Below are 24,755 nucleotides of genomic sequence, written 5' to 3'. Positions count from 1 at the left end.
TATTACTAAAACGGCTCAAAAGTGCCCATCTACAGAACTCAATATAGTCGATAAAACAAGCCTCGAAACTATCTAGCTGAAAAATTACCCATTTCAGAGTAATTAATTTTTCAGCCCATAAAAAAAGAGATGCTAAATAGCATCTCTTTTTTGTTCGCCTAACCGTAAAACTATTTGTTTTCAGTCCAGCGATCCATCCAACCTAGTACGTTTTTGTACCACTGCTGTAGGTTATCTTGATTTAAGATCCAATGGTTCTCATCAGGGAACATTAATAGCTCTGATGGGATGTTATTGCGCTGCATGTATGTAAATGCCGCTAGTCCTTGCCCATAAGGCACGCGGTAGTCTTTCTCACCGTGGATCACTAACATTGGTGTGTTCCAGTTTTCAACATAGTTTACTGGATTGAACTTCTCATATAGTTCTTTATTTTCAGTGTATGTACCACCAAATTCATACTCAGGAAACCAAAGCTCTTCTGTTACGTGGTACATGCTACGCATATCAAATAAACCAGCGTGGTTTACAAGACACTTAAAGCCATCGCTCCAGTTACCTTGGATCCAGTTCATCATGTAGCCGCCATATGAGCCACCTAATGCACAGGCATTATCGGTATCTAGCCATTTTTGTTGCTGACCAACCGCTGCTAGGCCTTTTTGCAAGTCTTCAAGCGGTTTACCACCCCAATCTTGGGTGATTGAATCAGTAAAGGCTTGTCCATAACCGGTTGAGCCATGGAAGTCGACCATAACCACACCATAACCTGCGCCAGCCCAAAGTTGTGCATTCCAGCGACCACTGAATGAGTTACCAAATGAACCTTGCGGGCCACCGTGAACTAAGTATGCGATTGGGTATTTCTTACCGGCTTCATAATTAGCAGGTTTAATCCAGTAACCGTGTACTGTCTCGTTATTCCAACCTTTGAAGTTAAATTGCTGGAACTCACCAAATTGAATTTCAGCTAATTTGTCTTCATTAACATTGGTTAAACGGGTGAGGTTTTCACCTTCAAGGCTAATTTTATATAAGTCGCCCGGCTCAACTAATGATTTGTTGCTGAAAATAAGCCCTGACTCTGTCACTGCGACAAGGTTGTTACTGCCATCATTGTATATCGGACGGACATCACCAAACTGAGTGTTAACTTCAAAGATGGTCACTTGACCTACATCTTGCGCCGTGACATAAAGCGTGCGGCCATCATCACTGAAGGTCAGTGAGCTTGGGCTGCGATCCCATAACGGTGCCACTTCTTTTTCTGCGCCAGTAACTGTGTCACGCAACATAATGCGGTAACGGTCAGCTTCAAATCCAGGCTTACTCATCGCAAGATAAGCCAGTTGACGACCATCTTTAGAATAAGTCGGTTGTGCATCCCATGCTTTATTATCTGGCGTTAGGTTTTCAGCCGTGCCACCAGCTACAGACACTTTCCATAGATCATAGTTGGTCGTCCATGCTTGATCTTTGCTTGGGGCTTTGGCGCTATAAACAATGTGTTTACCATCTGCGGTAAAGGTCACCTCTTCCATGCCTGAAAAAGGCTTTGGCGGGGTTTCAGTATCTAAACCTTGGGTAACATCAACAACATCTGTTACTGGCTTGCCATTTAGTTGACCGACAAACAAATGGTTACGGGCGTGATCTTCCCATGTATCCCAATGGCGAACCATGAGTTGTTTGTATTCACGACCCGTGGTCTTTTTGTTTTCTTCAGCCTCAATACGATCAACCGTACAAGCTAAGTCTTTACAGTCAGGAAATACGCGCATGTTCATGACAACTTGTTTGCCGTCATTTGATAACTTATAGCCATTGATATCCAATGGTAAGTCAGTCACTTGCATCGCTTCGCCACCAGTTAAGGCTAAGTTAAATAACTGACTAGAACCGTTACGCGCTGCTAAGAAGTAAATTGATTTACCATCAACACTAAAAGTTACGTCATGTTCAGTGCCTTTATGTGAGGTAATTTGAACTGGCTTAGCATTTTTATCACTCAGATCCAGTAAGTATAAATCAGAGCTGCTGTCGCCCTGCTCGTCAATTAACTTAACGGCATACACTAACTTGCTGCCATCATTTGATACAGCTGCAGAATGAAGCTTATTCAGCTTTACAAGTTGTTGAACATTAAAGGGGGTTTTAGCAGGCTCTGCTGCTTGTACTGACAAGGCAAAGCCTGCAGTTGCAATAGCGAGTAAAAGTGACGATTTTTTCATTTGATGAAGTTCTCTTTTTAATTTTTGTTGTGTTACCAATGTCTGTGTTATTTTTTTAGTGCTACATCACAGCAAAATGATTAATCGATGAAATGCTGTTATCAAACAGTTTACAGACTGAAAGTACACTGTTTCAAAAATACCAATAATAAGTACTGATAGCACACTACCCAAACAAAAACGCTCAGGCAATAGGATTTTGACACAATCCAAACCTGAGCGAGATTATTTGCGCTATTTGACTAAATTAACCACAAAAACCATAACGTGAAATTAAAATTAACGCTTATTTGGTTTTGGCATTAGCAATATTAACTTTCCAAATTGCCGGACCTGTTTCATGGGCATTAACGCCTTGAGTATCCACAGCCACGGTAACAGGCATATCTTGAACATCAAATTCATAGATAGCTTCCATACCTAAGTCTTCAAAAGCCACCACACGAGATTTCTTAATCGCTTTAGATACTAAGTAAGCAGCGCCGCCGACAGCCATTAAATAAACGGCTTTGTGTTTTTTGATTGATTCAACGGTTTGTGGCCCACGTTCAGACTTACCAATCATGCCCATCAAACCTGTTTTATCTAGCATAAGATCAGTGAACTTATCCATACGGGTTGCGGTTGTTGGGCCTGCAGGGCCCACAACTTCATCGCCTACTGGATCTACAGGCCCTACGTAGTAAATAAATTTACCAGTAAAGTCGACGCCATCAGGTAAACCTTCACCTGATTCAATCAAGGTTTGAATGCGCTTATGAGCCGCATCACGACCTGTTAGCATTTTACCGTTAAGTAATAAGGTATCGCCGCTTTTCCAGGTTTCGATTTCAGCTTGAGTGACTGTGTCTAAATTAACACGATGAGTATTCTCACCTGCTTCACGGGTAATTTCAGGCCAATCAGCTAATGATGGCGGCACTAAGTCAGCAGGGCCAGTGCCATCTAAATGGAAATGCACGTGACGTGTTGCTGCGCAGTTAGGGATCATTACCACAGGTTTTGACGCTGCGTGAGTCGGCACTGATTTAATTTTAATATCAAGTACCGTGGTCAAGCCGCCTAAGCCTTGCGCGCCAATACCCGTATTGTTGGCACGTTCAAAGATATCTAAACGAAGCTTCTCTTCAGTGGTTTCAGCGCCGCGCTCCATTAGCTCATGGATATCAACCGGGTCCATTAACGACTCTTTTGCAAGTACCGCGGCTTTTTCAGCTGTGCCACCAATACCTATGCCTAACATACCTGGCGGACACCAACCTGCGCCCATAGTCGGTAAGGTTTTTTCAACCCACGCAGCAATATCATCTGACGGGTTTAACATCACCATTTTTGATTTGTTTTCTGATCCGCCGCCTTTTGCTGCGATCATGACTTCAATATGATTACCTGGCACCATATCAATATGAACTACAGATGGCGTGTTATCGCGAGTGTTTTTGCGGGAACCTGCAGGATCGGCAACGATTGATGCACGTAAAGGGTTATCAGGATTCAGGTAAGCTTGGCGTACACCTTCATCTACCATTTCCTGAATAGTCATATCGGTTTTGTCCCACTGCACTGCCATACCAATTTTGACAAAACTGGTCACAATACCTGTGTCTTGGCATAAAGGACGTTTACCTTCTGCTGACATACGTGAGTTAATCAAAATCTGTGCGATGGCATCTTTTGCTGCCTCGCTTTCTTCACGATCGTAGGCCTTAGCCATTGCATCAACGAAATCTTTAGGATGGTAGTACGAAATATACTGCAGAGAATCAGCAATGCTTTCAATAAAGTCAGCTTGCTTGATCACGACATTAGCAGATGAGTTTGTAGACATATAGGGGCGCTCCAGCAGCCATTGCGGCATAACTTGTTTTATTTTTATATGAATGCAATTTTAAAATTGCATTCAATTAGCTATTAATCCTTTCAGGGACAATATGATACTCTTTCCAACGTTTTTGGGCTACATCACATTTTAAATAGGTTACAACATGCATTCTCGGGGCAAGCAATCACTGGCAATTCAGCAACTGGATTGGGATATTAGTACGCACACCTTGTTTGAACATTTCTGCCACCAGCCTTGGGCTATGCTGTTAGATTCGGCCAACGCAGCCCATACTGATGCCAAATACGACATTATCGTTATTAGTCCAATTGCTTGTTTAACATATCAAAAAAACCTCAGTAAACTCACTATTGTCGATGAAGCGTTAAGCCCGTTACTAGCAAGCTTTGATAGTAAGCAAGCTGTTTTTTATAATCTAACTCAGCTGCAGCAATTACTTTACCCGACAAAACAGCCATGCAAGTTCCCTTTTAGCGGCGGCGCATTAGGTAGCTTTAGTTATGACTTGGGTAGAGTGATAGAAAAACTGCCAGACAGTGCTATCCAAGATATTCACTTGCCTGAAATGAGCGTGGGTTTTTATGACTTTTGCTTAATCTATTGCTATCAGCAGCAATGTTGGTTTGGTTTACATTATCAAGGCCAAATTGCCCTTGATACTGCATTGAATAAAATTGAAGTCGCTACTAATAAAATAACCAAAAACAAATCCACGCAGCCAAAATTCAAACTAACCTCTCCTTGGGCTAATCAAACTACAAGCCTGCAATACCAAGACAAATTTAATCGGGTGCAACAATATTTGCATTCTGGCGACTGCTATCAAATAAATTTAACTCAGCGATTTTCAGCTAACTATCATGGCAATGAATGGCAAGCTTATTGCGCGTTATCAGCAGCCAATAAAGCCCCATTTTCAGCCTTCTTGAGATTGGATAATCACTGCATAATGTCAATTTCGCCAGAGCGATTTATTCAACTTTCTGGTGATAAGATTTCTACTAAGCCTATTAAGGGCACCTTGCCTCGCTCAGCAGATGCTGAAATTGATAAACAAAAAGCCCAGCAGTTACAGCACTCAGTAAAAGATCGCGCTGAAAACGTGATGATTGTGGATTTGCTGCGTAATGACATCAGTAAAGTCGCCACTGCGGGGTCGGTTAATGTGCCCAAGTTATTTGATATTGAAAGCTTCCCTGCGGTGCATCATTTAGTGAGCACCATTGAAGCTACCCTCGCGGCTAATTTGTCTGCCATCGATATTATCAAGGCAGCCTTTCCGGGTGGTTCTATCACTGGCGCGCCCAAAATTAGATCCATGCAAATTATCGAAGAATTAGAGCCATCAAGACGCAGTATTTATTGCGGCAGTATTGGTTATATCAGTCAAGATGGCACTATGGATACCAGCATTACCATTAGAACCTTGCTGACTGAAGAAGATAAGATTTATTGCTGGGCCGGTGGCGGTGTAGTGGCAGATTCTAATGCCGATGCTGAGTATCAAGAATGCTTTGATAAGGTCAGTAAGATTCTGCCTATATTAGAAAAGCTCTAAAACAAGCATATTAATTCAACCATAGTAATAGCTCTGTTAAGGGTTAAGCTGAAGCTTACGAAAGTTAACTCAGCTAAAACTTAACTAAGCTAAGGGTTGAGTTAAATCTCACAATCATCACACTGCCGCTTTACTTAACCTTTAACTTAGTAGTAAAAAGGTATTCAACTGTATAACTGCTGGCGATATTGCTTAGCCACCTGTTGCCAGCTAAAGCGTTCTTGACTGGCAGCAATCTCCATTTGACGATATTGCTCAGGTTGCTCATTACTCAAGCTTAAGGCGTTAATTAACACCTGAATAAATTGTTCCGCTTGATGAGCTAAATTATGACCTTCAAATAACCAACCGGTTTGCTGATCTTTAATGGTATCTCGTAAACCACCTACCCCATGGGCAATACACACCTGACCTTGCTTCATGGCTAATAATTGGCTGATACCACAAGGCTCAAAGCTACTTGGCATGACAAACAAATCACCTAACTGATAAAGTTCATCGGATAATTGCTGATCATAGCCATTAATAAACACAAAGTTACTGTGCCTTGATGCGACCTGTTGAAACTCTTTGGCTATGACATGATCGCCACTCCCCAGTAGCATAAACACCCCTTGGGGTTTTAATCGTTTTAACTCAATCAACATAGCGTCTAATAAACTTTGGCCGGCACTGCTTGCCTCAGCGGGATAAGGCTGACGTAACAGCAACACCTTTTGATCTGTTAACCGCCCTACTGATGTCATTAAGAAATCAATCGAGCTCGCTTGGTTGATTTGTTGCATTTGCCATTGTTGTAAACGCACTAAAGCTATTTGATCGACACTGCGAGCAGAGTCTGTTTTACCTAACCATTTAATGACTGCATCTTGTGATTTCACTAATAGCTGATTGATCGATTGGGAGGCGGTTTTCTTATCAGGTTTTGCAGTGGTCAATTCACTTTCAGCACTATTAACATCACTATCATTAACACCACTATCATTAACACCACTATCATTAACACCACTGTCATCATTCTCATAAACGCAGCCATTGAGTATACCAACAATATCGCCACGATTATGTTTATCTAACATGGATGCTTCTAAGCCTTCACCACCAAAAAAACCATTTTGATGATCGGATGCCATTAACACCTCATGAGCATAGGTCGGCGACACTAAATGTACCTTGTCACTGAGCTCAATACCCATTTTCATTGGGTTTACACAGTTAGGATATCGTGGATCGCTTAAATGAGCTTTTTGCTCATCTGTTAAAAGGTGCGTTAGCTCAGGAAACCATGCAGCAAATGATGAGACATCATCACGTATTGGTCTTATGCCCTGCAGGGCTAAATTATGAATTGAGAATACACATTGGCATTGCTTTAACATGGCATATTGTGGGTCAAATGCCCGTAACATCACCAGCATTCCGGCGTGCCAGTCATGCATATGCATCACATCAACTTCGGGGATTAAACCATCAATATAAGCTTGGGCTACCGCTAAATTAAATAAGGCAAACTTAGTGGCGTCATCAGCAAAGGGCCTATCATTACTGCCTGCACAATAAACTTGATTACCCTCGCTATTAAATAAATGATGCTCAAATAAGTATACTTGGCTGTTAAGGTTTGTATTGCCGTCAACACTGGTTCTGGGTCTTGGCATCAGCGCCACGCTGACGATTTCAATATTAGCACCAAATTTTACCGCTACAGTGCCGATGTTATTAGCATTATAAGTTTGTGCAATATAGCCATAATTAGGCATAGCCACATCCACAATAATATCTTCGCTTGCTAATGCTGGAGGCAAGTCGCGAATAACATCAGCCATACCACCGACTTTCGCGCCAGATATCGCGTCGTTCTCAGCTGCGATCATTAATACTTTTTTCACTAGTGAATACCTTTTAAATGCTATTAGGTTTTTTATTCGGTGTTACATGATGTAAAATGCTGAGCCGCCAAGTTTAACCAAAGGGTAAACCTGCAGCTCAACTAAATTGAAAAGCCGACTAAATTGAAAAGCCGACTAAATTGAATAAGTCGACTAAATCAATTACTCATAACCCGTAGGTAAACCGAGCATTTTTCTAGTAACTAGGGTTATGCCTTTTTCTGACACCCTAAATCCACGGGCAATATCTTGGGCACGATTAAAGCCAATTTCCATACCTTCAGGAATGATACAACCGCGATCAATAATGGCATTTTGAATACGGCAATTTTTAAGTACCACTACATCAGGTAACAACACCGAGTCTTTCACTAATGAGTATGAACACACCCGCACTTCATCAAACAGCACACTACGCTTGACCTTAGCACCTGAAATAATACAACCACCAGAAACGATTGAATCTACCGCCATACCACGGCGATCATCATCATCGAAAACAAATTTAGCGGGTGGAAGTTGCTCCTGATAAGTCCAAATTGGCCATTTAGCATCATATAAATTCAGTGCTGGTGTGGGTGACAATAACTCCATATTGGCTTGAAAAAATGAATCCAAGGTGCCAACATCACGCCAGTATGCTGGCTCATCAGGTACTGCACTGGTGAACGGGAAAGCAAATATATTGGCGTGCTCGATAATGGACGGAATAATATCTTTACCAAAATCTCGGTCTGAGTTTTCGTTATTGGCATCTTTCTTTAACTGATCGAATAAAAACTTAGTGTTAAACACATAATTGCCCATCGATGCTAAACAAAACTCTTCATTACCTGGAATAGATTTTGGCACGGCAGGTTTTTCTTCAAAGCCGACCACCCGCATATCTTCATCCACTTCCATTACCCCAAACGCATTAGCAGCTTCAGGAATGGGCGTTTCTAAACAGCACACTGTCATATCAGCGCCAGATTCCGCATGAGCGGCCAGTAAACCGGCATAATCCATTCGATAAACGTGGTCCCCAGATAACACCATCACGTATTTAGGTAACTCATGACGAATAATATCGATATTTTGAAATACCGCATCAGCAGTGCCTTCATACCAGTTGCCTGAGGTTTGCTGTGATGCTGGCAAGATTTCCACTGACTCGCCTAACTCTTTCTTAAAGTGGCCCCAACCACGGCTAACATGGCGAATTAACGAGTGAGATTTGTATTGGGTGACAACCCCAACTCGGCGGATCCCTGAGTTAATGCAGTTTGATAATGGAAAATCAATAATGCGGAACTTACCTCCGAAATATAACGCCGGTTTAGCACGCCAATCGGTTAACTCATGTAAGCGAGAGCCTCGACCACCAGCTAGAATTAATGCATAGGTATCACGGGTAAGATTACTAATATAACGAGCATTTGACATATATTAAGACTCCTAACTTTAAACTCAGCAACTTGCTGAAAATATAATGGCGTGATTATTTGGCAAACCAAATGTCGTCACGATACGCACTAATAGTGTTGTCACTAGAAAAACGTCCGCTGGATGCAGTATTTCTAATACTCATTTGAGTCCAGTGTTCTTGATTGGCATAGGCAGCAGCGACGTTTTCTTGTGCAACGCGATATGCATCAAAATCGGCGGCGATCATCCATTGATCATATGGGTCTTCAATGGCAGCAATAATGCTGTCAAAAATACCCGGTTCCACTAAATTGAAATGGCCACTTTTAAGCATCTCTAACACATGTTTGAGTGCGGGTGACTGTTGAATATATTGATGGGGGTTGTAGTGAGATTTAAGCTGACTAACCTCGTCAGCATTAAGACCAAATAAGAAGAAGTTGTCATCACCCACTTCTTCAAGCATTTCAACGTTTGCACCATCGAGGGTGCCTATGGTGAGAGCGCCATTCATCATAAATTTCATATTGCCGGTGCCCGATGCTTCTTTACCAGCAGTGGAGATTTGCTCAGATAAATCTGTGGCCGGGCAAATTTTTTCCATGGCGCTGACGTTATAGTTTGGCAAAAAAGCAAAACGTAAATATGGCGTTACCACAGGATCTGAGTTCACCATATGGGCCACATTATTGGCGAGTTTGATGATTTGCTTGGCCATGGCATAACCAGGCGCCGCTTTGCCGCCAATCAGCACACAACGGGACTGCATCCCTTGGGTATCACCCGCCACAATGCGTTGATATAAATGAATAACATGCAATATATTCAGTAACTGGCGTTTGTATTCATGAATGCGCTTAACCTGTACGTCAAACATCATCTTAGGGTCAAACTCAACCTCACACTCAGCTGCCACTAATTTGGCTAAATCTACCTTGTTATCAAATTTGACGGTCTGCCACTGCTTCAAAAAGGCTTGGTCATCGGTAAAGGCATTAAGGGCTGTTAGCTGGGTTAAATCGGTCACCCAACTATCACCTAAACGGCGAGTAATTAGCTGTGCCAAGCGCGGATTACAATGGGCCAGCCAGCGCCTTGGCGTCACACCGTTGGTTTTATTATTGAATTTGTGTGGCCATAGCTGATAAAAATCATTAAACAAACCAGACTTTAATAATTGGGTATGCAGACCTGCGACGCCATTAACCGAAAAGCTAGCCACAATTGCAAGGTATGCCATTCTCACATGGGGTTCGTGGCCTTCTTCGATAATCGACATCGCCGCTAATTTGTCATTATCACCTGGCCAATGGTGAGCAACGGCTTCGAGGTAACGGGCATTAATTTCATAAATAATGTCCAAAATGCGTGGCAACATGTGCTTTAGCATGCGCACAGGCCAGCGCTCTAGCGCTTCTGGTAGCAAGGTGTGATTAGTGTATGCCACGCTGCTTGAGGTAATATCCCATGCTTGATCCCAATCCAAGCCATAGGTATCCATGAGCAAACGCATTAATTCAGGTACTGAAATACTGGGGTGAGTATCATTAAGTTGCATGGCATTAAGCTCACTAAAGCGACTAAAATCGCTGCCATGAACCGCCACATAGCGCAGTAAAATGTCCTGTAAACTGGCCGAAGATAAAAAATACTGCTGCCTTAAACGCAGCTCTTTACCATTTTCACTGGCGTCATTGGGGTACAGCACCATGGTAATTTGCTCGGCCATATTTTTACGGGCCACGGCCTCGGTATAATCACCATCATTAAATTCTGCTAAATCAAAATCATCAGTGGCTTCAGCTTTCCACAGCCTTAACGTATTAATCCGATCGTTTTTATAGCCGGGTACTGGCATATCGTGTGGCACTGCGTTGACATCTTGAGTATCAATCCACACATAATGACGATGACCTTGTAGATCGACATAGGATTCAGTATGGCCAAAAAATGGCACACTAATGGTGTGATTGGCTAATCTCACTTCCCATGGATTGCCTTCTCTTAACCAGCGATCCGGTTGCTCTATTTGATATCCATCAACCACTTTTTGCTTAAACATGCCGTATTCATAGCGAATACCATAACCAACAACCGCAAGGTCTAAACTAGCGCAACTATCTAAAAAGCACGCGGCTAAGCGGCCTAAACCGCCGTTGCCTAACCCAGCATCAAGCTCGGCTTCTTGTAAGGTTTCTAAATCTACTGCGTAGCTATTTAGTGCTTCACGAGTTTGGTCAGTTAAATCTAAACTGAGTAAAGCATTACCTAAAGTGCGGCCCATTAAAAATTCCAGCGATAAATAAGCCACTTGTTTTTGCTGATATTGGTTATCCTTTAAGCGTGTTTCTCGCCATTGCTGCAGTAAATTGGCTTTAACCGCTGACGCTAACGCCCCATACATATCATTGGTGGCATTTTCATCACGGCTTAACACCCCTTGAAGCTGTCGCTTAAAGGTGGCATCTAAACTGTCACAAGGATCGCAATCTAGATGGTCATTACTTTTTGGTTCACTTTTGAGTGTCGATTTAGCCGCTTTAGTGGCCGGTTTTTTCTCGCGGGTTTTCCTTTTAGTGACTGTCATCGATTAATTCCTTATCTTGAACTAGTTGAAAATTGGCATGAAATAACATCAGGCTTCGACTTTGGAGTACTGCCTTACTTTCTTTAATCAATTCACTTTGCGCTAAATTGTCGTTATTAAGGTTTTGGGTTGACAGCAAGCATTGCCAAGGGCCGTAACAATTTAAACTCGGTAAGGTAAATGATTGATTTTCAACATCAGCATTGAGTAGCAGTAATAGTGCGTGGGGTTGTTGCGCCAATTCACCGGAAGTTATCACCACCGCCAAACTGCGACAGCTTTGTTCACTCCATTGGCGTTTGGACATAGGTTCGCCATCACGCCCATACCAAACAAAGCCACTATCACGTTTATTATCAGGTACATGAATAAAGTCTTTATGACATAAAATCGGGAAGCGCTGACGTAAGTTAATTAATTGCGAGGTAAATTCAACTAATGACCAATCAATAGTTTGCCAGTCTATCCAGCTAATCTTATTGTCTTGACAATAAGCATTGTTATTGCCTTGCTGACTGTGACCCATCTCGTCACCACACAAGATCATGGGTACCCCTTGAGACAGCAATAGCGTGGCAAGAAAGTTTCGTTGCTGACGTTGACGAGTTTGGTTAATCACAACTTTGCTGGTTTCGCCTTCTTCGCCGTAATTGGCACTAAGGTTTTCATGATGGCCGTCACGGTTTCCTTCACCATTGGCCAAGTTATGCCGTTGGTTAAAACTGACTAAGTCTTTTAAGGTGTAACCATCATGACTGGTAATGAAATTGATACTCGCCGACGGACTGCGACCATGGTGTTCAAAAAAATCATCTGAACCATGAAAGCGTCTGGCAAATTCAGGGAGCATGCCATGATCGCCGCGCCAAAAACGGCGCATAGTATCTCGGTAGCGATCGTTCCATTCACTAAAGGCAATAGGATAATTACCCAGCTGATAACCCCCAGGGCCAATATCCCAAGGCTCTGCAATCAGTTTCACCTGACACAGCACGGGATCTTGCGCTAAGGCATCAAAAAAACCGCATCCTGGATCAAAACCATAGGTTTCACGGCCTAAGCAACTGGCTAAATCAAATCTAAAACCATCGACTCCCATGACTTCAACCCAATATCGCAATGAGTCCATAATCAATTGCAACACTTGCGGATGGTTGGAATTAAAGGTGTTACCACAACCGGTATCATTGATATACAAACGCTGTTCGTTAGACACCAATCGATAATAGTTGGCGTTGTCGATGCCGCGAAAGCTTAAGGTGGGCCCCAAACGACTGCCTTCTGCGGTATGGTTATAAACCACATCTAAGATCACTTCGATACCCGCATCGTGCAGGCTATCAACCATGTCACGAAACTCAGTAATACTCTCGCCACTCATATAAGCTGCGTTGGGTGCAAAAAATCCAATACTGTTGTAGCCCCAGTAATTACTGAGGTTCTTTTCGATTAAAAATGGCTCATTGAAAAAGCTTTGCACTGGCAGTAGTTCAACACAGTTAACCCCTAACTGGGTTAAATATTGGATACTGCTGGGGGCTGCAAGGCCAGCATAAGTGCCTTTAATATCATCATTTACTTCAGGATTTAACACACTAAAACCTTTCACATGGGTTTCATAAATGATGGTTTGCTCTAAAGGAATATTAAGCCTTTTAACCGGTCTGTTTCTTAGTGCTCTGTCATCTACTACACAGCATTTGGGCATGTATTTGGCGTTATCTTTGCTGCAAAAAGATAAATCAGAATCAGGGCTATCAATTTGATAGCCATAAGTTGCATCGTTAGCTTCAAGTTCACCAAACAGCTGCTTGGCGTAAGGGTCTAGCAATAGTTTATGATGATTAAAGCGGTGCCCAAGTAAGGGTTGATAGGGTCCATAAACCCGATAACCATATAAGGTACCCGCTTTCGCTTGTGGCAAGTAACCATGCCAAATTTGTCTGGTTTTTTGGGTTAACGGAAATTGTTGTTCGTTAAGCCCAAACTCGTCAAAAAGACATAGCACCACTTGGGTGGCGTTAGCTGAAAATAGCGCAAAGTTCACGCCATTATCATCAACGCTGGCGCCCAAGGGGTAAGGCTTTCCTGTAAGCAAAGGGTTAACCGATTCCATAGTTAATCCTCTTCAGATTCTAAACTGGTGCGGGCGGCCTTAACACTGAGCACAATCGTCGCCAATGGCGGTACAGTCACCAGACCACTGCGTGCCATCCCTTGCCAGTCAACATCGGTATTAATAATGGTGTCATTGCTTACCGCGCTACCGCCATAACACGGGCTATCACTATTGAGCACTTCGATATAATCATTTTCAGAAGGTAAACCGACCCTAAAGTCGTAATGCACTTGCGGGGTCATATTGACCACAAATATTAAATGCTGCCCACTGTCTTTGGCATAGCGAATAAAACTAAAGATACTGGCATCACCATTATCACAATCCAGCCATTGAAAACCTGATGGCTGATGGTCCAGTTCATATAAGGCTGGGCTTTCACTGTATAAGCTATTGAGATCTCTAACCCAATCTTGCATGCCTTGGTGCGGCGCGTATTGCAGTAAATGCCAATCTAGGCTTTGGTTATGATTCCACTCATCACGTTGGGCAAACTCTGTGCCCATAAACAGCAGTTTTTTACCTGGATGGCCCCACATAAAGCCTAAAAAGCTTCTTAAGGTGGCAAACTTTTGCCAATCATCACCGGGAATTTTATGCAGTAACGAGCCTTTACCGTGCACCACTTCATCGTGACTTAAGGACAAAATAAATTGCTCGGTATAGGCATACACTAAGCTAAAGGTCATTTCATGGTGGTGATGTTTACGGTAAATGGGATCGCGACTAAGGTAACTCAAGCAGTCATTCATCCAGCCCATATTCCACTTAAAGCCAAAGCCTAAGCCACCATTTTCAGTGGTGTCAGTCACTCCGCCCCAAGCGGTTGATTCTTCTGCCACCATAGTGACACCTGGGTAGGCGGCATAGATTCGCTCATTGAGCAATTTCAAAAATTCAATGGCTTGAATGTTTTCGCGTCCGCCATACTCATTAGGCAGCCATTGACCAGATTCTCGGCTGTAATCGAGATATAGCATGGAAGACACGGCATCTAGCCTTAGCCCATCGAAGTGAAACTCTTCAAGCCAATAACAGGCATTACTGAGTAAAAAGCTTTGTACTTCGCCGCGGCCGTAATTAAATATTAAAGTGTCCCAGTCAGGATGCTCCCCTTGACGTGGATCTTGATGTTCATACAAACAACTGCCGTCAAACTTAGCCAGTCCATGAGGGTCTTTAGGGAAATGAGCCGGCACCCAATCTAATAAAACTCCAATATCATGTTGATGACATTCATCTATAAAGGCTTTTAAGCCAACGGGATCACCAAAGCGGTAAGTTGCTGCATATAAACCAACAGGTTGATAACCCCAAGAGCCATCAAATGGGTATTCACTGATTGGCATCAGTTGCAGGTGGGTAAAGCCCATTTCTTTAAGATATGGAATCAATTCATCAGCTAAGTCTTGATAACTGAGGTAACTATCGCCCCACTCACCTTTACGCTTCCATGAAGCGAGATGAACTTCATAAACAGACATAGGCAATTGATGTAGTTGCTGTTTTGCGCGCTGCTTAAGCCATTTTTTGTCTTGCCATTTATAATCAGTTTTGTGTGGAACAACCGATGAATTACCCGGCGCTGCTTGCATTTGAATCGCATAAGGGTCGGCTTTTTCAGTTAAAGCGCCATCTTGTGTAGTGACACTAAATTTATAAAATTGGCCTGCAACAGCATTGGGAATAAATATTTCCCAAATGCCATTACTAGGATGAAAGCGCATGATATGGGCTCTGCCATCCCAATGATTAAAATCACCTACTACGGCAACTTTTTGAGCATTCGGCGCCCAGACACAAAAATGAACACCTTCTACACCTGCGATAGTCTTCCAGTTCGCACCTAGAAATTGGTAGCTTTTTTGCTGCTTTCCTTCAGCAAATAAGTAGATGTCATCATCATTCAGCAAGCTGCCAAACTGGTAGGGATCGATTATGGTTTCAATACTCATTGGATAAGTCACTTTTAAGCTATATAAAAATGGCTTAACCCGTCGTCCCATAGTGCCAGCAAATAAACCCTGCTCATCAACTTGGGTTAATGAAGCGACTTTTTTACCATCTTTTAGACTGATCACTTCAACTTCTATTGCACCTTTGACGAAGCATCTAACGATCAAAGATTTGCCATTGTCGGCTTTATGCATACCCAGTAATGAAAATACATCAGTAAAATTACCACTCAGTAATGCGGTATCGGTTCCATGATTAAAATAAGGGGCATTATTAGTCATTTTGCATTGCTCCATAAATGTTTGAATTAATGATTACGCTGTTCGTTATTCGCATTAGCCGTAAACAGCCCATTCAGGCTTGCCGCTGCCATCTATATATTTGCTACGTCTGGTTTTATTGATGGCATCGAGCCTGTTATTGACTGTTGAATCTGCTGAAATTTGTTCTAAAGTGCGACTTAAGCGTCGACACCAATTGGGGTATTGTTTCCAAGTACCGGGAATGTTTATCGGTTTGACTTCATCGATCAGATCGTCAATTTGAATGCTATATAGGGCTGAATTACCCGATGCCGATAACTGGAGCCAAGCAAGCATTAATTGCTCAAAATCAACTTCACCCATCACAATATTGGCTTTGATAAGATGATGCTGACTAAGTAAATCCAGTAGTTGTTGTTTCTCTATCAGCCTTAGCGATTTCGCCTCATCAAGTTGTTGCTCGTTGTCATACAGATTTAACTGATGCCGTAATTCAATATCTGCCGCAGTCCACCACGCCGTTAATGTCGGCACATCATGGTTTGCTAGCATCATCAAACTGTGAGACTTATAAAAGGCGGGGTTCATAAAGCCGTCATGATGTTTAGCAAAGTAAAATAGTTCGTTTGAAAATATTTTTGCTTTAGCTAGGTTGGCGACAATTTCTGGCGGCACTATGCCAAGGTCTTCGCCAATTAACACACATTGGGCTCGCTGACTTTCTAGGCACAAAATGGCTAATAAAGTATCCAATGGGTAATACACATATGCCCCATTGCCTAAACCTTCCTGCTTAGGCCACCACCATAAGCGTAATAAGCCCATGACATGATCAATTCGTAAACCGCCACAAGACACCATATTCGAGCGGATCAAATCAATGAAATGCTCAAATTTATGCTGGGCTAATTTGATAGGGTCAAATGGCGTTAAACCCCAGTTTTGCCCTTGAGGGGCAAAAGGATCTGGCGGTGCACCAATATTGGCATTGGTACAAAAATTATCGATATTTGCACAGACTTCAGCCCCCGTAGGCGAGGCACCGACTGCCATATCACGAATTAGCCCTAAGGACATGCCTGCAGTTTTGGCTTTTGCCTGACACTGAAGTAATTGCTCATAAGCGATAAATTGTAAATAACACAGAAATTCTGCATCTGTAAAACACGAATTTCGCTGTTGCTGGTGGGTGACATATTGGCTTAAACCTTCACCCTGCTGTTGCTTAAAACAGGCAAAGTCTAGATAGCGTTTACTGTGGTTGTTTTTATGCTCTTTAATAAACGCGTTAAACAGCATTTGATAAATAGAAAATTTAGTTTCATGTATCTCGCAGTAATCAAGCAATCTAGACTGAGCTAATTGATATTGTTTATTTCGCCAAAGCTTAGAAGTTATAACCCCTTCAATGGCAGCGTATTCAGCCACTGACTCGATGTGAATGTATAACGGATTAAGTCGACGTCTATCTGATGGGCTATAAGGGCTGGCACTTTCTGGTAAATCCAGAGCGTGTAATGGGTTTAGTAAAATAAAATCTGCGCCTTTGGCAGCAGCTAACTCGATGAGCTTTTGTAAATCATTAAAGTCACCAATCCCCCACTGGCTTTGGCTAGTAAGGCTATAAAGTTGGGTGCTAAGCCCCCATTTGGCTGTTTTACTGTCAGCATGAACATAGGCGCTGCGCGGCGCAATCATTAATTGACCGGTATATGTTTCACTGGAGCTTGCAGATTCAACAGTGGCACTGATACCGTGGTAACCAAGGCCTAGCGGGGCATTAATGTCATCATTTAATTGATACTGATATTTAAGATAACTGATACCATCAATGCCATAATCACCCACAACCCGCATTTGGCCGAGGCTGATTGGAAAATGAAATTTATCACCATGTTCAATTTCAATCTCAACTTTTATGCTGCCAGTAAAATGCTCAGGTAAATGAAACTCAACAATAGGGTCATCCACATAGCTCCATTGAAACCCATGCAGAGGCTGTAACCATGGCGCGGCATCTAATTCAAAAATCCGTTGCTGAATAAATTCATCGCTTAAAGTCGAGCTAACAAAAGAACGATTAGCAGCAATATTATTTAGCGTGTCACTCGTTGATGCACCTTTAGTTGATGCATCATTAACACACATGGATTGTAAAATTCCATTTCTATCTAGAGGCTGGATCTGTACATTGTTGCCAAAGCAATCTATAAACTCAGCGCCTACGCCTTGCAAATACAGTAACTTCCCTAGTCCCATATTTGTCGCCCTCGCGAATGTCTTAACTGATTAATAACCCAGCAGTTACCATGCCAGCACAACATCACAGTTTAACGACAGTTTAATTTCAATCAGATTACAGAATAAAAAGATTAAATTTCAAGATCTTAAAACCAACTGATTGTAAATTAAATTTACAAACTTGTTTAAAACGAAATTAAAAGCGTAATTAAAAACAATCACTTTGGTGCATTAACGCACAGCAAACGTGCAAAAAAACCAAACCCAATTTTACTGCAGGGCCTATAAAGTAAAATAACAGCCATAAAACTTTGCTTATAAACAGCTGAAAACCGTCAAACTTACGGTTATTGTGCTAATTTAAAGGGAAGACTTGCGCCATTTTATTTTTATAAAACCAATATGATTATCTGGGACGTTTGATGAATACTACGCAGTTCAATATTCACTTTTCATTGCAAACATTAACAAACCATATTGTTTCCCCACCAAAAGAGCTTCGCTCTAGAAAAGCCGCGGTATTAGTGCCTTTACTCGAAGTAGATGGCGAGCTTCAACTGTTGCTAACCAAAAGAGCATTACATTTACGCGCCCACCCAGGTCAATTTAGTTTCCCTGGCGGTAAAGTAGATAAACAAGATAGCAGTATGATTTTTACTGCCCTTAGAGAGGCTGAAGAAGAGATTGCCTTATTACCTGAAAATGTTGATGTGATCGGTACATTTCCGCCCCATACAACCTTTACCGGATTTGAAATAACCCCAGTTATCGGCATTGTTAAACAACCTTTTGAGATAGCGCTAGATCCAGGAGAAGTCGCCGAGGCTTTTTGGGTGCCACTTAAACACTTTTTAAACCCTAAAAATCGACACAGTATTCAGTATCAACGTCATGGCAGCTTTTATGATGTCCATTATATGCCCTATCAAGGTAAATTCATTTGGGGAGTAACAGCGGCAATCATTAATTTACTCTGTTGTCATTTAAACAATTCAGCTAACGTTTTTAATGGTTAATAAAAGAAACTTAAGTTTAGTTTCCCTACAAACGAGATGATAACAACCATTCAAATAAGCTAGCGAATTACAAACCCGCTACCTGTGACATATTCAAGTGTTACAGTTAAAGCAGGCTCCCAGAATAATCGGTTCTCAATCCTTTTGAGCTCGCTATATTGGAACTAGCTATAATTTAAATCGCTATAACAGCGGCTTCTATTAGCATAAGTCTCACTAAAATCCCCAAACTGGTAAACGGCTAAGCGCCAGCCACTGATAGCAGCCTAAGTAAGACTTGTATTAGCCTTGGTCATCTACATATCACCGCTAGTTAAGTTTGGCAGGTTTTAAATACATCACTTTGTCATACGCTTATAACTGAATTTTCAGATAAAAAAGTAATATTGCCGCAATATTTTTAAGCAGATTCTGCTGGGTTTGTTAAAACTTGTGAAAATATCTGCCTGCAAGCGGCTTTTACCCTTGTGAAAAGCCCATTTCAAGGTAATATAAAGCCCCTATTTATATCATTGATTCATTGGAGAACTAAGCAACAATGAGCATTACATCTGTCGCTTCTGTATTTAAAGGTGACTTTGCGATCGGTTCGCAAGTTACGGTACGTGGTTGGGTTCGCTCACGCCGCGATTCTAAAGCTGGTATTTCATTTCTAGCCGTTTATGACGGTTCATGTTTTGATCCTATTCAAGGTGTTGTACCGAATAATTTAGAAAATTATACCAATGAAGTGCTAAAGCTTACTGCTGGTTGCTCTGTGATCATGACTGGTGAAGTTGTTGAATCTCCGGGTAAAGGCCAAGCATTTGAAATGCAAGTAACCAAGGTTGAAGTTGCAGGTTTAGTTGAAGACCCTGATACTTACCCTATGGCTGCTAAGCGTCACTCAATTGAGCATTTACGCGAATTAGCTCATCTTCGCCCACGCACTAACATTATTGGCGCAGTGGCCCGTGTTCGTAACTGTTTATCTCAAGCTATCCATCGCTTTTACAATGAACAAGGTTATATCTGGGTTTCTACACCACTTATCACTGCTTCTGATACTGAAGGCGCGGGTGAAATGTTCCGCGTTTCGACGTTAGATTTAGAAAATCTACCCCGTAACGATCAAGGCACGGTTGATTACAGCGAAGACTTTTTCGGTAAAGAATCATTCTTAACCGTATCAGGTCAGTTAAATGCTGAAACTTACGCTTGTGCATTATCAAAAGTGTATACCTTTGGCCCGACTTTCCGCGCTGAAAACTCAAATACTAGCCGTCATTTAGCTGAATTTTGGATGGTTGAACCTGAAGTGGCTTTTGCTGATTTAGATGATGCGGCCAAACTTGCTGAAGACATGCTGAAATTCTGTTTCAGAGCCGTTCTTGAAGAACGTCGTGATGATTTAGAATTCTTTGCTCAACGAGTAGAGAAAACTGCCATTGAGCGTTTAGAAGCATTCGTGACCAGTGACTTCGCCCAAATCGATTACACTGATGCCATTGAGATTCTTAAAGCTTGTGATAAGAAGTTTGAGTTTGATGTTGAATGGGGTATCGACTTACATTCAGAGCATGAACGCTACCTTGCTGAAGAGCATTTTAAAGCGCCTGTTGTTGTTAAAAACTACCCTAAAGACATCAAAGCATTCTACATGCGTCTTAATGATGACGGTAAAACTGTAGCAGCAATGGACGTATTAGCACCAGGTATTGGTGAAATTATTGGCGGCGCACAACGTGAAGAACGTTTAGACGTTCTTGATGCTCGTCTTGCTGAGATGAACTTAGACCAAGAAGATTACTGGTGGTACCGTGATCTACGTCGTTATGGCACTGTGCCACACGCAGGTTTTGGTTTAGGCTTTGAGCGTCTAGTATCTTATGTTACTGGCGTAAGCAATATCCGAGACGTGATCCCATTCCCACGTTCACCTAAGTCAGCCAACTTCTAAATCTAACTGGCTCACTCAATAAAAACGCGCTTAATTAGCGCGTTTTTTTATGGCTTAAATATGGCAAAATACCTTTGAATTTCATTCAATAAAAAAGGCTCTCAGCAAAGTAATTATCACTTTAAGCCATTACTTAATAGGTTTTTTAAGAACTGATATTTTAATCGTTAACTGTTAATAATGATTTTATCTCGCAATTGTTTTACTTCATCTCTTAAGGCTGCAGCTTGTTCAAATTCAAGGTCTCGCGCATGTTGATGCATCTGCTTTTCAAGTACATCAATCTGCTTGGCTAACTCTGCAACACTTAGCACCTTAGTGTCTTTATCGCCATATTCAGGCGATTTCTCTGCAACTTTACCGAAGGCGGTATATTGATGTTTACTGTTACCACGGTGAGGATCGCCTAAGTCCATCACATCGGTGATTTTCTTAACTACCCCTTTAGGTACTTGGCCTAATTTCAGGTTATGCTCATGTTGTTTGGTGCGGCGACGTTCGGTTTCTTCCATGGCTTTTGCCATAGAGTTGGTAATTTTGTCAGCATATAAGATCACTTTACCGTTAACATTACGTGCAGCGCGGCCAATGGTTTGGATTAAAGAGCGCTCAGAGCGCAAAAAGCCTTCTTTGTCAGCATCAAGAATACACACTAAAGACACCTCAGGCATATCGAGTCCTTCACGAAGTAAGTTAATCCCCACCAATACATCGAAAACGCCAAGCCTTAAGTCACGAATAACTTCGACTCGCTCAACGGTATCGATGTCTGAATGTAAATAGCGTACTTTCACCCCATGTTCATCGAGGTATTCTGTAAGATCTTCTGACATCCGTTTGGTTAAGGTTGTGACTAAAACCCTTTCATTGGCCGCGACACGCTTTGGAATTTCAGATAACAAATCATCTACTTGTATCGCCACTGGGCGCACTTCTAATTCAGGGTCTAATAAACCTGTCGGCCTAACCACCTGCTCTGCAATTTCGCCATCACTTTGTTCAAACTCATAATCACTGGGCGTGGCAGAGACAAAAATGGTTTGAGGCATTAATTGCTCAAACTCTTCAAACTTAAGCGGCCGGTTATCTAACGCTGACGGTAGTCTAAAGCCATATTCCACTAGGGTTGTTTTACGACTTCTATCACCTTTATACATAGCGCCAATTTGTGGCACAGTAACGTGTGATTCATCGATAATCAGCAGGCCATTTGCTGGTAGATAATCTAATAAGGTAGGCGGCCCATCGCCTTCTGTACGACCTGATAGATAGCGTGAATAGTTTTCAATACCAGAGCAATAACCCAGTTCGACCATCATTTCAATATCGTATTGCACCCGTTCGGAGATCCGCTGCGCTTCTATTAGCTTATTGTTATCCAAAAGCTCCTGACGGCGTTCTCTTAACTCTTCCTTAATATGTTCCGTTGCTTCGATAATCGTTTCACGAGGAGTGACATAGTGACTTTTAGGATAGACTGTGGTTCTTGCTAAGCGCTTAGTAACCTGCCCTGTTAATGGATCAAATTCACTGAGCTGCTCAATTTCATCATCAAATAATTCAATTCGTATTGCATCACGCTCTGATTCAGCAGGAAAGACATCAATCACTTCACCGCGAACCCTGAAAGTACCACGCTGTAAATCAATATCATTGCGAGTGTATTGCAATTCACCTAAGCGGGTAATGATGTCTCTTTGTCCCATCAGATCACCCTGACGAAGATGCAATAGCATTTTCATATAAAGTTCGGGGTCACCTAAACCATAAATTGCCGACACTGAGGCTATCAGCACCACGTCTTTGCGTTCTAATAAGGCTTTGGTTGCAGAGAGCCGCATTTGTTCAATATGCGCATTGACCGAGGCATCTTTTTCAATAAAGGTATTTGACGCCGGAACATAGGCTTCTGGCTGATAATAATCATAATAAGAAACAAAATACTCTACGGCATTATTAGGAAAAAACTCTTTCATTTCGCCGTATAACTGCGCTGCAAGGGTTTTGTTTGGCGCCATGATAATCGTTGGGCGTCCTAAGGTTTGAATAATATTGGCTACCGTAAAGGTTTTACCAGAGCCCGTAACCCCTAATAAGGTCTGCTTAGCCACGCCTGCATCTAAGCCATCAACTAATTGCTTGATTGCCGTGGGCTGATCACCAGCAGGTGTATAGTCTGATACAAGATTAAAAACCGATTCTGACACTAGGATATATCCTTCTTTGTTGAAGGTGCATTTTATACTGAAGCCATCCATCTTTGCGAATGAGATTTATAGAAAACAACACTTAGCAGTAATTTATTACATTTCAAGCTTAGAAATATGAAATATTGCTACAAACGGAGTTTTAGGCTGCATTAGGTGAACAAAGTGCCTAAATCCCTTCATGAATGCACCATTTAATACACAACATTAACTTAAGCTTGTTTACATTAAGGCTCGCTAAACAACATTCATTAGAATAAAAGCATTGCATTTCTTATCACTATGAAATTAAACAGAATTTTATTTATGCTGAATATTGGTAGATTTTAAGTCACTACCAATGTTTATAAGGGCTTGAGGGCATATTTCAAGAGTAACACACAGGCTTATCCACAGATTTAGTGGATAAGTCACTCTAACCCAATACTGATGGGCTATTTCAATAGGTGCGGTTTAATAAAATCGTAAAAAAACTATCATGAAATAAAATTACATTTGAAAGTTAGACTTACGAACTAGAAAAAATTTACATAACAATTGCACTGTTTCGATTATTAGGTTTTAGCAAATTAAATAGCATGTGATTAACATCAAGCATTTAGCTTAAAATACCTGCTTGAGTCTATATCCTGACTTACTTTAATCAAGACGTTAGCTCAGTACACTCAAGCTGCATATCACCCATTACTACTAGTATACTTACTCCATTTTTAACTATTCTGCCAAGAGTGAAACAAACTGCTGCGCAACCTTTATTGGTATTCCCTATTCGGTGTTGTTAAGAATGGTGAATAAGCGCTGATACCAGCCTTGTGACATAAGCAAAGCTTCAATCAATTTTAAATCCAATTAATAACGTTACGAATAGCGCTAGCTGATGGATCAATTTGATGGCAGTTATGACTAGAGATATCAAGCCAGCAAACGCTATAACTCAAGTCGCCCTATAAATGTACAGCGAGCATCTTATATTAGCCGCTTGACCAAGCAGTGGGATACGTCTTTATTTTACTCAGCTTGCTTGAACTTAGCTTATATAGAAGCGTTTAACTGTCCTTTAGTTGCGACAAGTGGTAATGACCATAAAGCTTAAATTGACCAGGCAGGCTTATTTGCAGATTCACTTGAGCACTAAAAAGTAATCTAAAAGTGACATTAGGCGTATTGAACATTTAAATCAGCTTGTTTTAGCGCCGATATGAAAATATAAGCTTTAGAAATACCAAGCATTTATTTCTAAAAGCTGTTTTAATCAAAAAATAAGTTAACTAAAAAACACCCATAACGGCCATTTATAAGCCTCAATGTGTATTAGGTGAGCAGTTAACATCAATTTTTCACTTTTTTTTATATCTCGAGTTGACGGATTGATCAGGGCGTTTTACTATGCGCTCCGTTCTCAGCAATACATTGCTAAAGACGATTCCCCTGTAGTTCAGTTGGTAGAACGGCGGACTGTTAATCCGTATGTCACTGGTTCGAGTCCAGTCCGGGGAGCC

At 41.7% G+C, this 24,755-nt stretch carries 12 protein-coding genes and 1 tRNA gene; 4 read left to right on the top strand and 9 right to left on the bottom strand.

The genetic code is table 11. The features are described 5' to 3' along the window. Positions 1–170 precede the first annotated feature (170 nt). Together Q4557_RS10950 and Q4557_RS10945 are read right to left on the bottom strand one after the other, a co-directional pair. Positions 171–2,231: a S9 family peptidase gene (locus Q4557_RS10950; RefSeq protein ID WP_303412660.1), complete on the bottom strand. Its 2,061-nt coding sequence runs from the start codon at positions 2,229–2,231 to the stop codon at positions 171–173. 286 nt (positions 2,232–2,517) lie between these two features. After that, positions 2,518–4,059 carry a fumarate hydratase gene (locus Q4557_RS10945; RefSeq protein ID WP_303412658.1) on the bottom strand — a complete coding sequence of 514 codons (1,542 nt, stop codon included), beginning with the start codon at positions 4,057–4,059 and terminating at the stop codon, positions 2,518–2,520. Between the two features lie 157 nt (positions 4,060–4,216). On the opposite strand from Q4557_RS10945, the gene pabB reads away from it, so the two are divergent. Next, entirely contained in the window at positions 4,217–5,632 is a 1,416-nt protein-coding gene (pabB, locus tag Q4557_RS10940; protein WP_303412656.1) for an aminodeoxychorismate synthase component I, read from the top strand. A 164-nt stretch (positions 5,633–5,796) separates the two neighbouring features. On the opposite strand, the gene Q4557_RS10935 is transcribed toward pabB, so the two are convergent. The 6 genes from Q4557_RS10935 to malQ form a co-directional block, all read right to left on the bottom strand. Continuing rightward, entirely contained in the window at positions 5,797–7,521 is a 1,725-nt protein-coding gene (locus tag Q4557_RS10935; protein WP_368506494.1) for a glycogen synthase, read from the bottom strand. A gap of 162 nt (positions 7,522–7,683) precedes the next feature. Further along, positions 7,684–8,946: a glucose-1-phosphate adenylyltransferase gene (glgC, locus tag Q4557_RS10930; protein WP_102438149.1), complete on the bottom strand. Its 1,263-nt coding sequence runs from the start codon at positions 8,944–8,946 to the stop codon at positions 7,684–7,686. A 55-nt stretch (positions 8,947–9,001) separates the two neighbouring features. After that, positions 9,002–11,515 (bottom strand): glycogen/starch/alpha-glucan phosphorylase, encoded by a 2,514-nt coding sequence (locus Q4557_RS10925; RefSeq protein ID WP_303412654.1) that lies wholly within the window; start codon positions 11,513–11,515, stop codon positions 9,002–9,004. Continuing rightward, a complete protein-coding gene (gene glgX / locus Q4557_RS10920) occupies positions 11,502–13,631 on the bottom strand; it encodes a glycogen debranching protein GlgX (protein WP_303412652.1) in 2,130 nt (709 codons plus the stop codon). Before glgX ends, Q4557_RS10925 begins: the two co-directional genes overlap by 14 nt. A gap of 2 nt (positions 13,632–13,633) precedes the next feature. Beyond that, positions 13,634–15,871 carry a 1,4-alpha-glucan branching protein GlgB gene (glgB, locus tag Q4557_RS10915; RefSeq protein ID WP_303412650.1) on the bottom strand — a complete coding sequence of 746 codons (2,238 nt, stop codon included), beginning with the start codon at positions 15,869–15,871 and terminating at the stop codon, positions 13,634–13,636. Positions 15,872–15,925: 54 nt separating this feature from the next. Further along, complete coding sequence (gene malQ, locus Q4557_RS10910; RefSeq protein WP_303412648.1) at positions 15,926–18,112, bottom strand: 4-alpha-glucanotransferase; 2,187 nt, start codon at positions 18,110–18,112, stop codon at positions 15,926–15,928. A 404-nt stretch (positions 18,113–18,516) separates the two neighbouring features. On the opposite strand from malQ, the gene Q4557_RS10905 reads away from it, so the two are divergent. Beyond that, positions 18,517–19,110 (top strand): CoA pyrophosphatase, encoded by a 594-nt coding sequence (locus Q4557_RS10905; protein ID WP_102438159.1) that lies wholly within the window; start codon positions 18,517–18,519, stop codon positions 19,108–19,110. Positions 19,111–19,648: 538 nt separating this feature from the next. Continuing rightward, positions 19,649–21,049 (top strand): asparagine--tRNA ligase, encoded by a 1,401-nt coding sequence (gene asnS / locus Q4557_RS10900; RefSeq protein ID WP_102438161.1) that lies wholly within the window; start codon positions 19,649–19,651, stop codon positions 21,047–21,049. A 167-nt stretch (positions 21,050–21,216) separates the two neighbouring features. Here the strand turns inward: asnS and uvrB are convergent, their stop codons facing one another. Then, positions 21,217–23,256 (bottom strand): excinuclease ABC subunit UvrB, encoded by a 2,040-nt coding sequence (uvrB, locus tag Q4557_RS10895; protein WP_102531716.1) that lies wholly within the window; start codon positions 23,254–23,256, stop codon positions 21,217–21,219. A gap of 1,424 nt (positions 23,257–24,680) precedes the next feature. Between uvrB and Q4557_RS10890 the strand changes: the two genes are divergently transcribed. Continuing rightward, positions 24,681–24,753 (top strand) — tRNA-Asn (locus Q4557_RS10890). Positions 24,754–24,755: the final 2 nt, after the last annotated feature.

The organism is Shewanella sp. 5_MG-2023 (assembly GCF_030547465.1).
Classification (GTDB): Bacteria; Pseudomonadota; Gammaproteobacteria; order Enterobacterales; family Shewanellaceae; genus Shewanella.
Note: the sequence above shows the minus strand (reverse complement) of the source record. Positions and strands in the feature narration are given on the sequence as shown.

Coding starts and splice junctions, on each gene's coding strand:
- Q4557_RS10950 (WP_303412660.1), bottom strand. CDS start 2,231: ATGAAAAAATCGTCACTTTTACTCGCTATTGCAACTGCAGGCTTTGCC.
- Q4557_RS10945 (WP_303412658.1), bottom strand. CDS start 4,059: ATGTCTACAAACTCATCTGCTAATGTCGTGATCAAGCAAGCTGACTTT.
- pabB (WP_303412656.1), top strand. CDS start 4,217: ATGCATTCTCGGGGCAAGCAATCACTGGCAATTCAGCAACTGGATTGG.
- glgC (WP_102438149.1), bottom strand. CDS start 8,946: ATGTCAAATGCTCGTTATATTAGTAATCTTACCCGTGATACCTATGCA.
- Q4557_RS10925 (WP_303412654.1), bottom strand. CDS start 11,515: ATGACAGTCACTAAAAGGAAAACCCGCGAGAAAAAACCGGCCACTAAA.
- glgX (WP_303412652.1), bottom strand. CDS start 13,631: ATGGAATCGGTTAACCCTTTGCTTACAGGAAAGCCTTACCCCTTGGGC.
- glgB (WP_303412650.1), bottom strand. CDS start 15,871: ATGACTAATAATGCCCCTTATTTTAATCATGGAACCGATACCGCATTA.
- malQ (WP_303412648.1), bottom strand. CDS start 18,112: ATGGGACTAGGGAAGTTACTGTATTTGCAAGGCGTAGGCGCTGAGTTT.
- Q4557_RS10905 (WP_102438159.1), top strand. CDS start 18,517: ATGAATACTACGCAGTTCAATATTCACTTTTCATTGCAAACATTAACA.
- asnS (WP_102438161.1), top strand. CDS start 19,649: ATGAGCATTACATCTGTCGCTTCTGTATTTAAAGGTGACTTTGCGATC.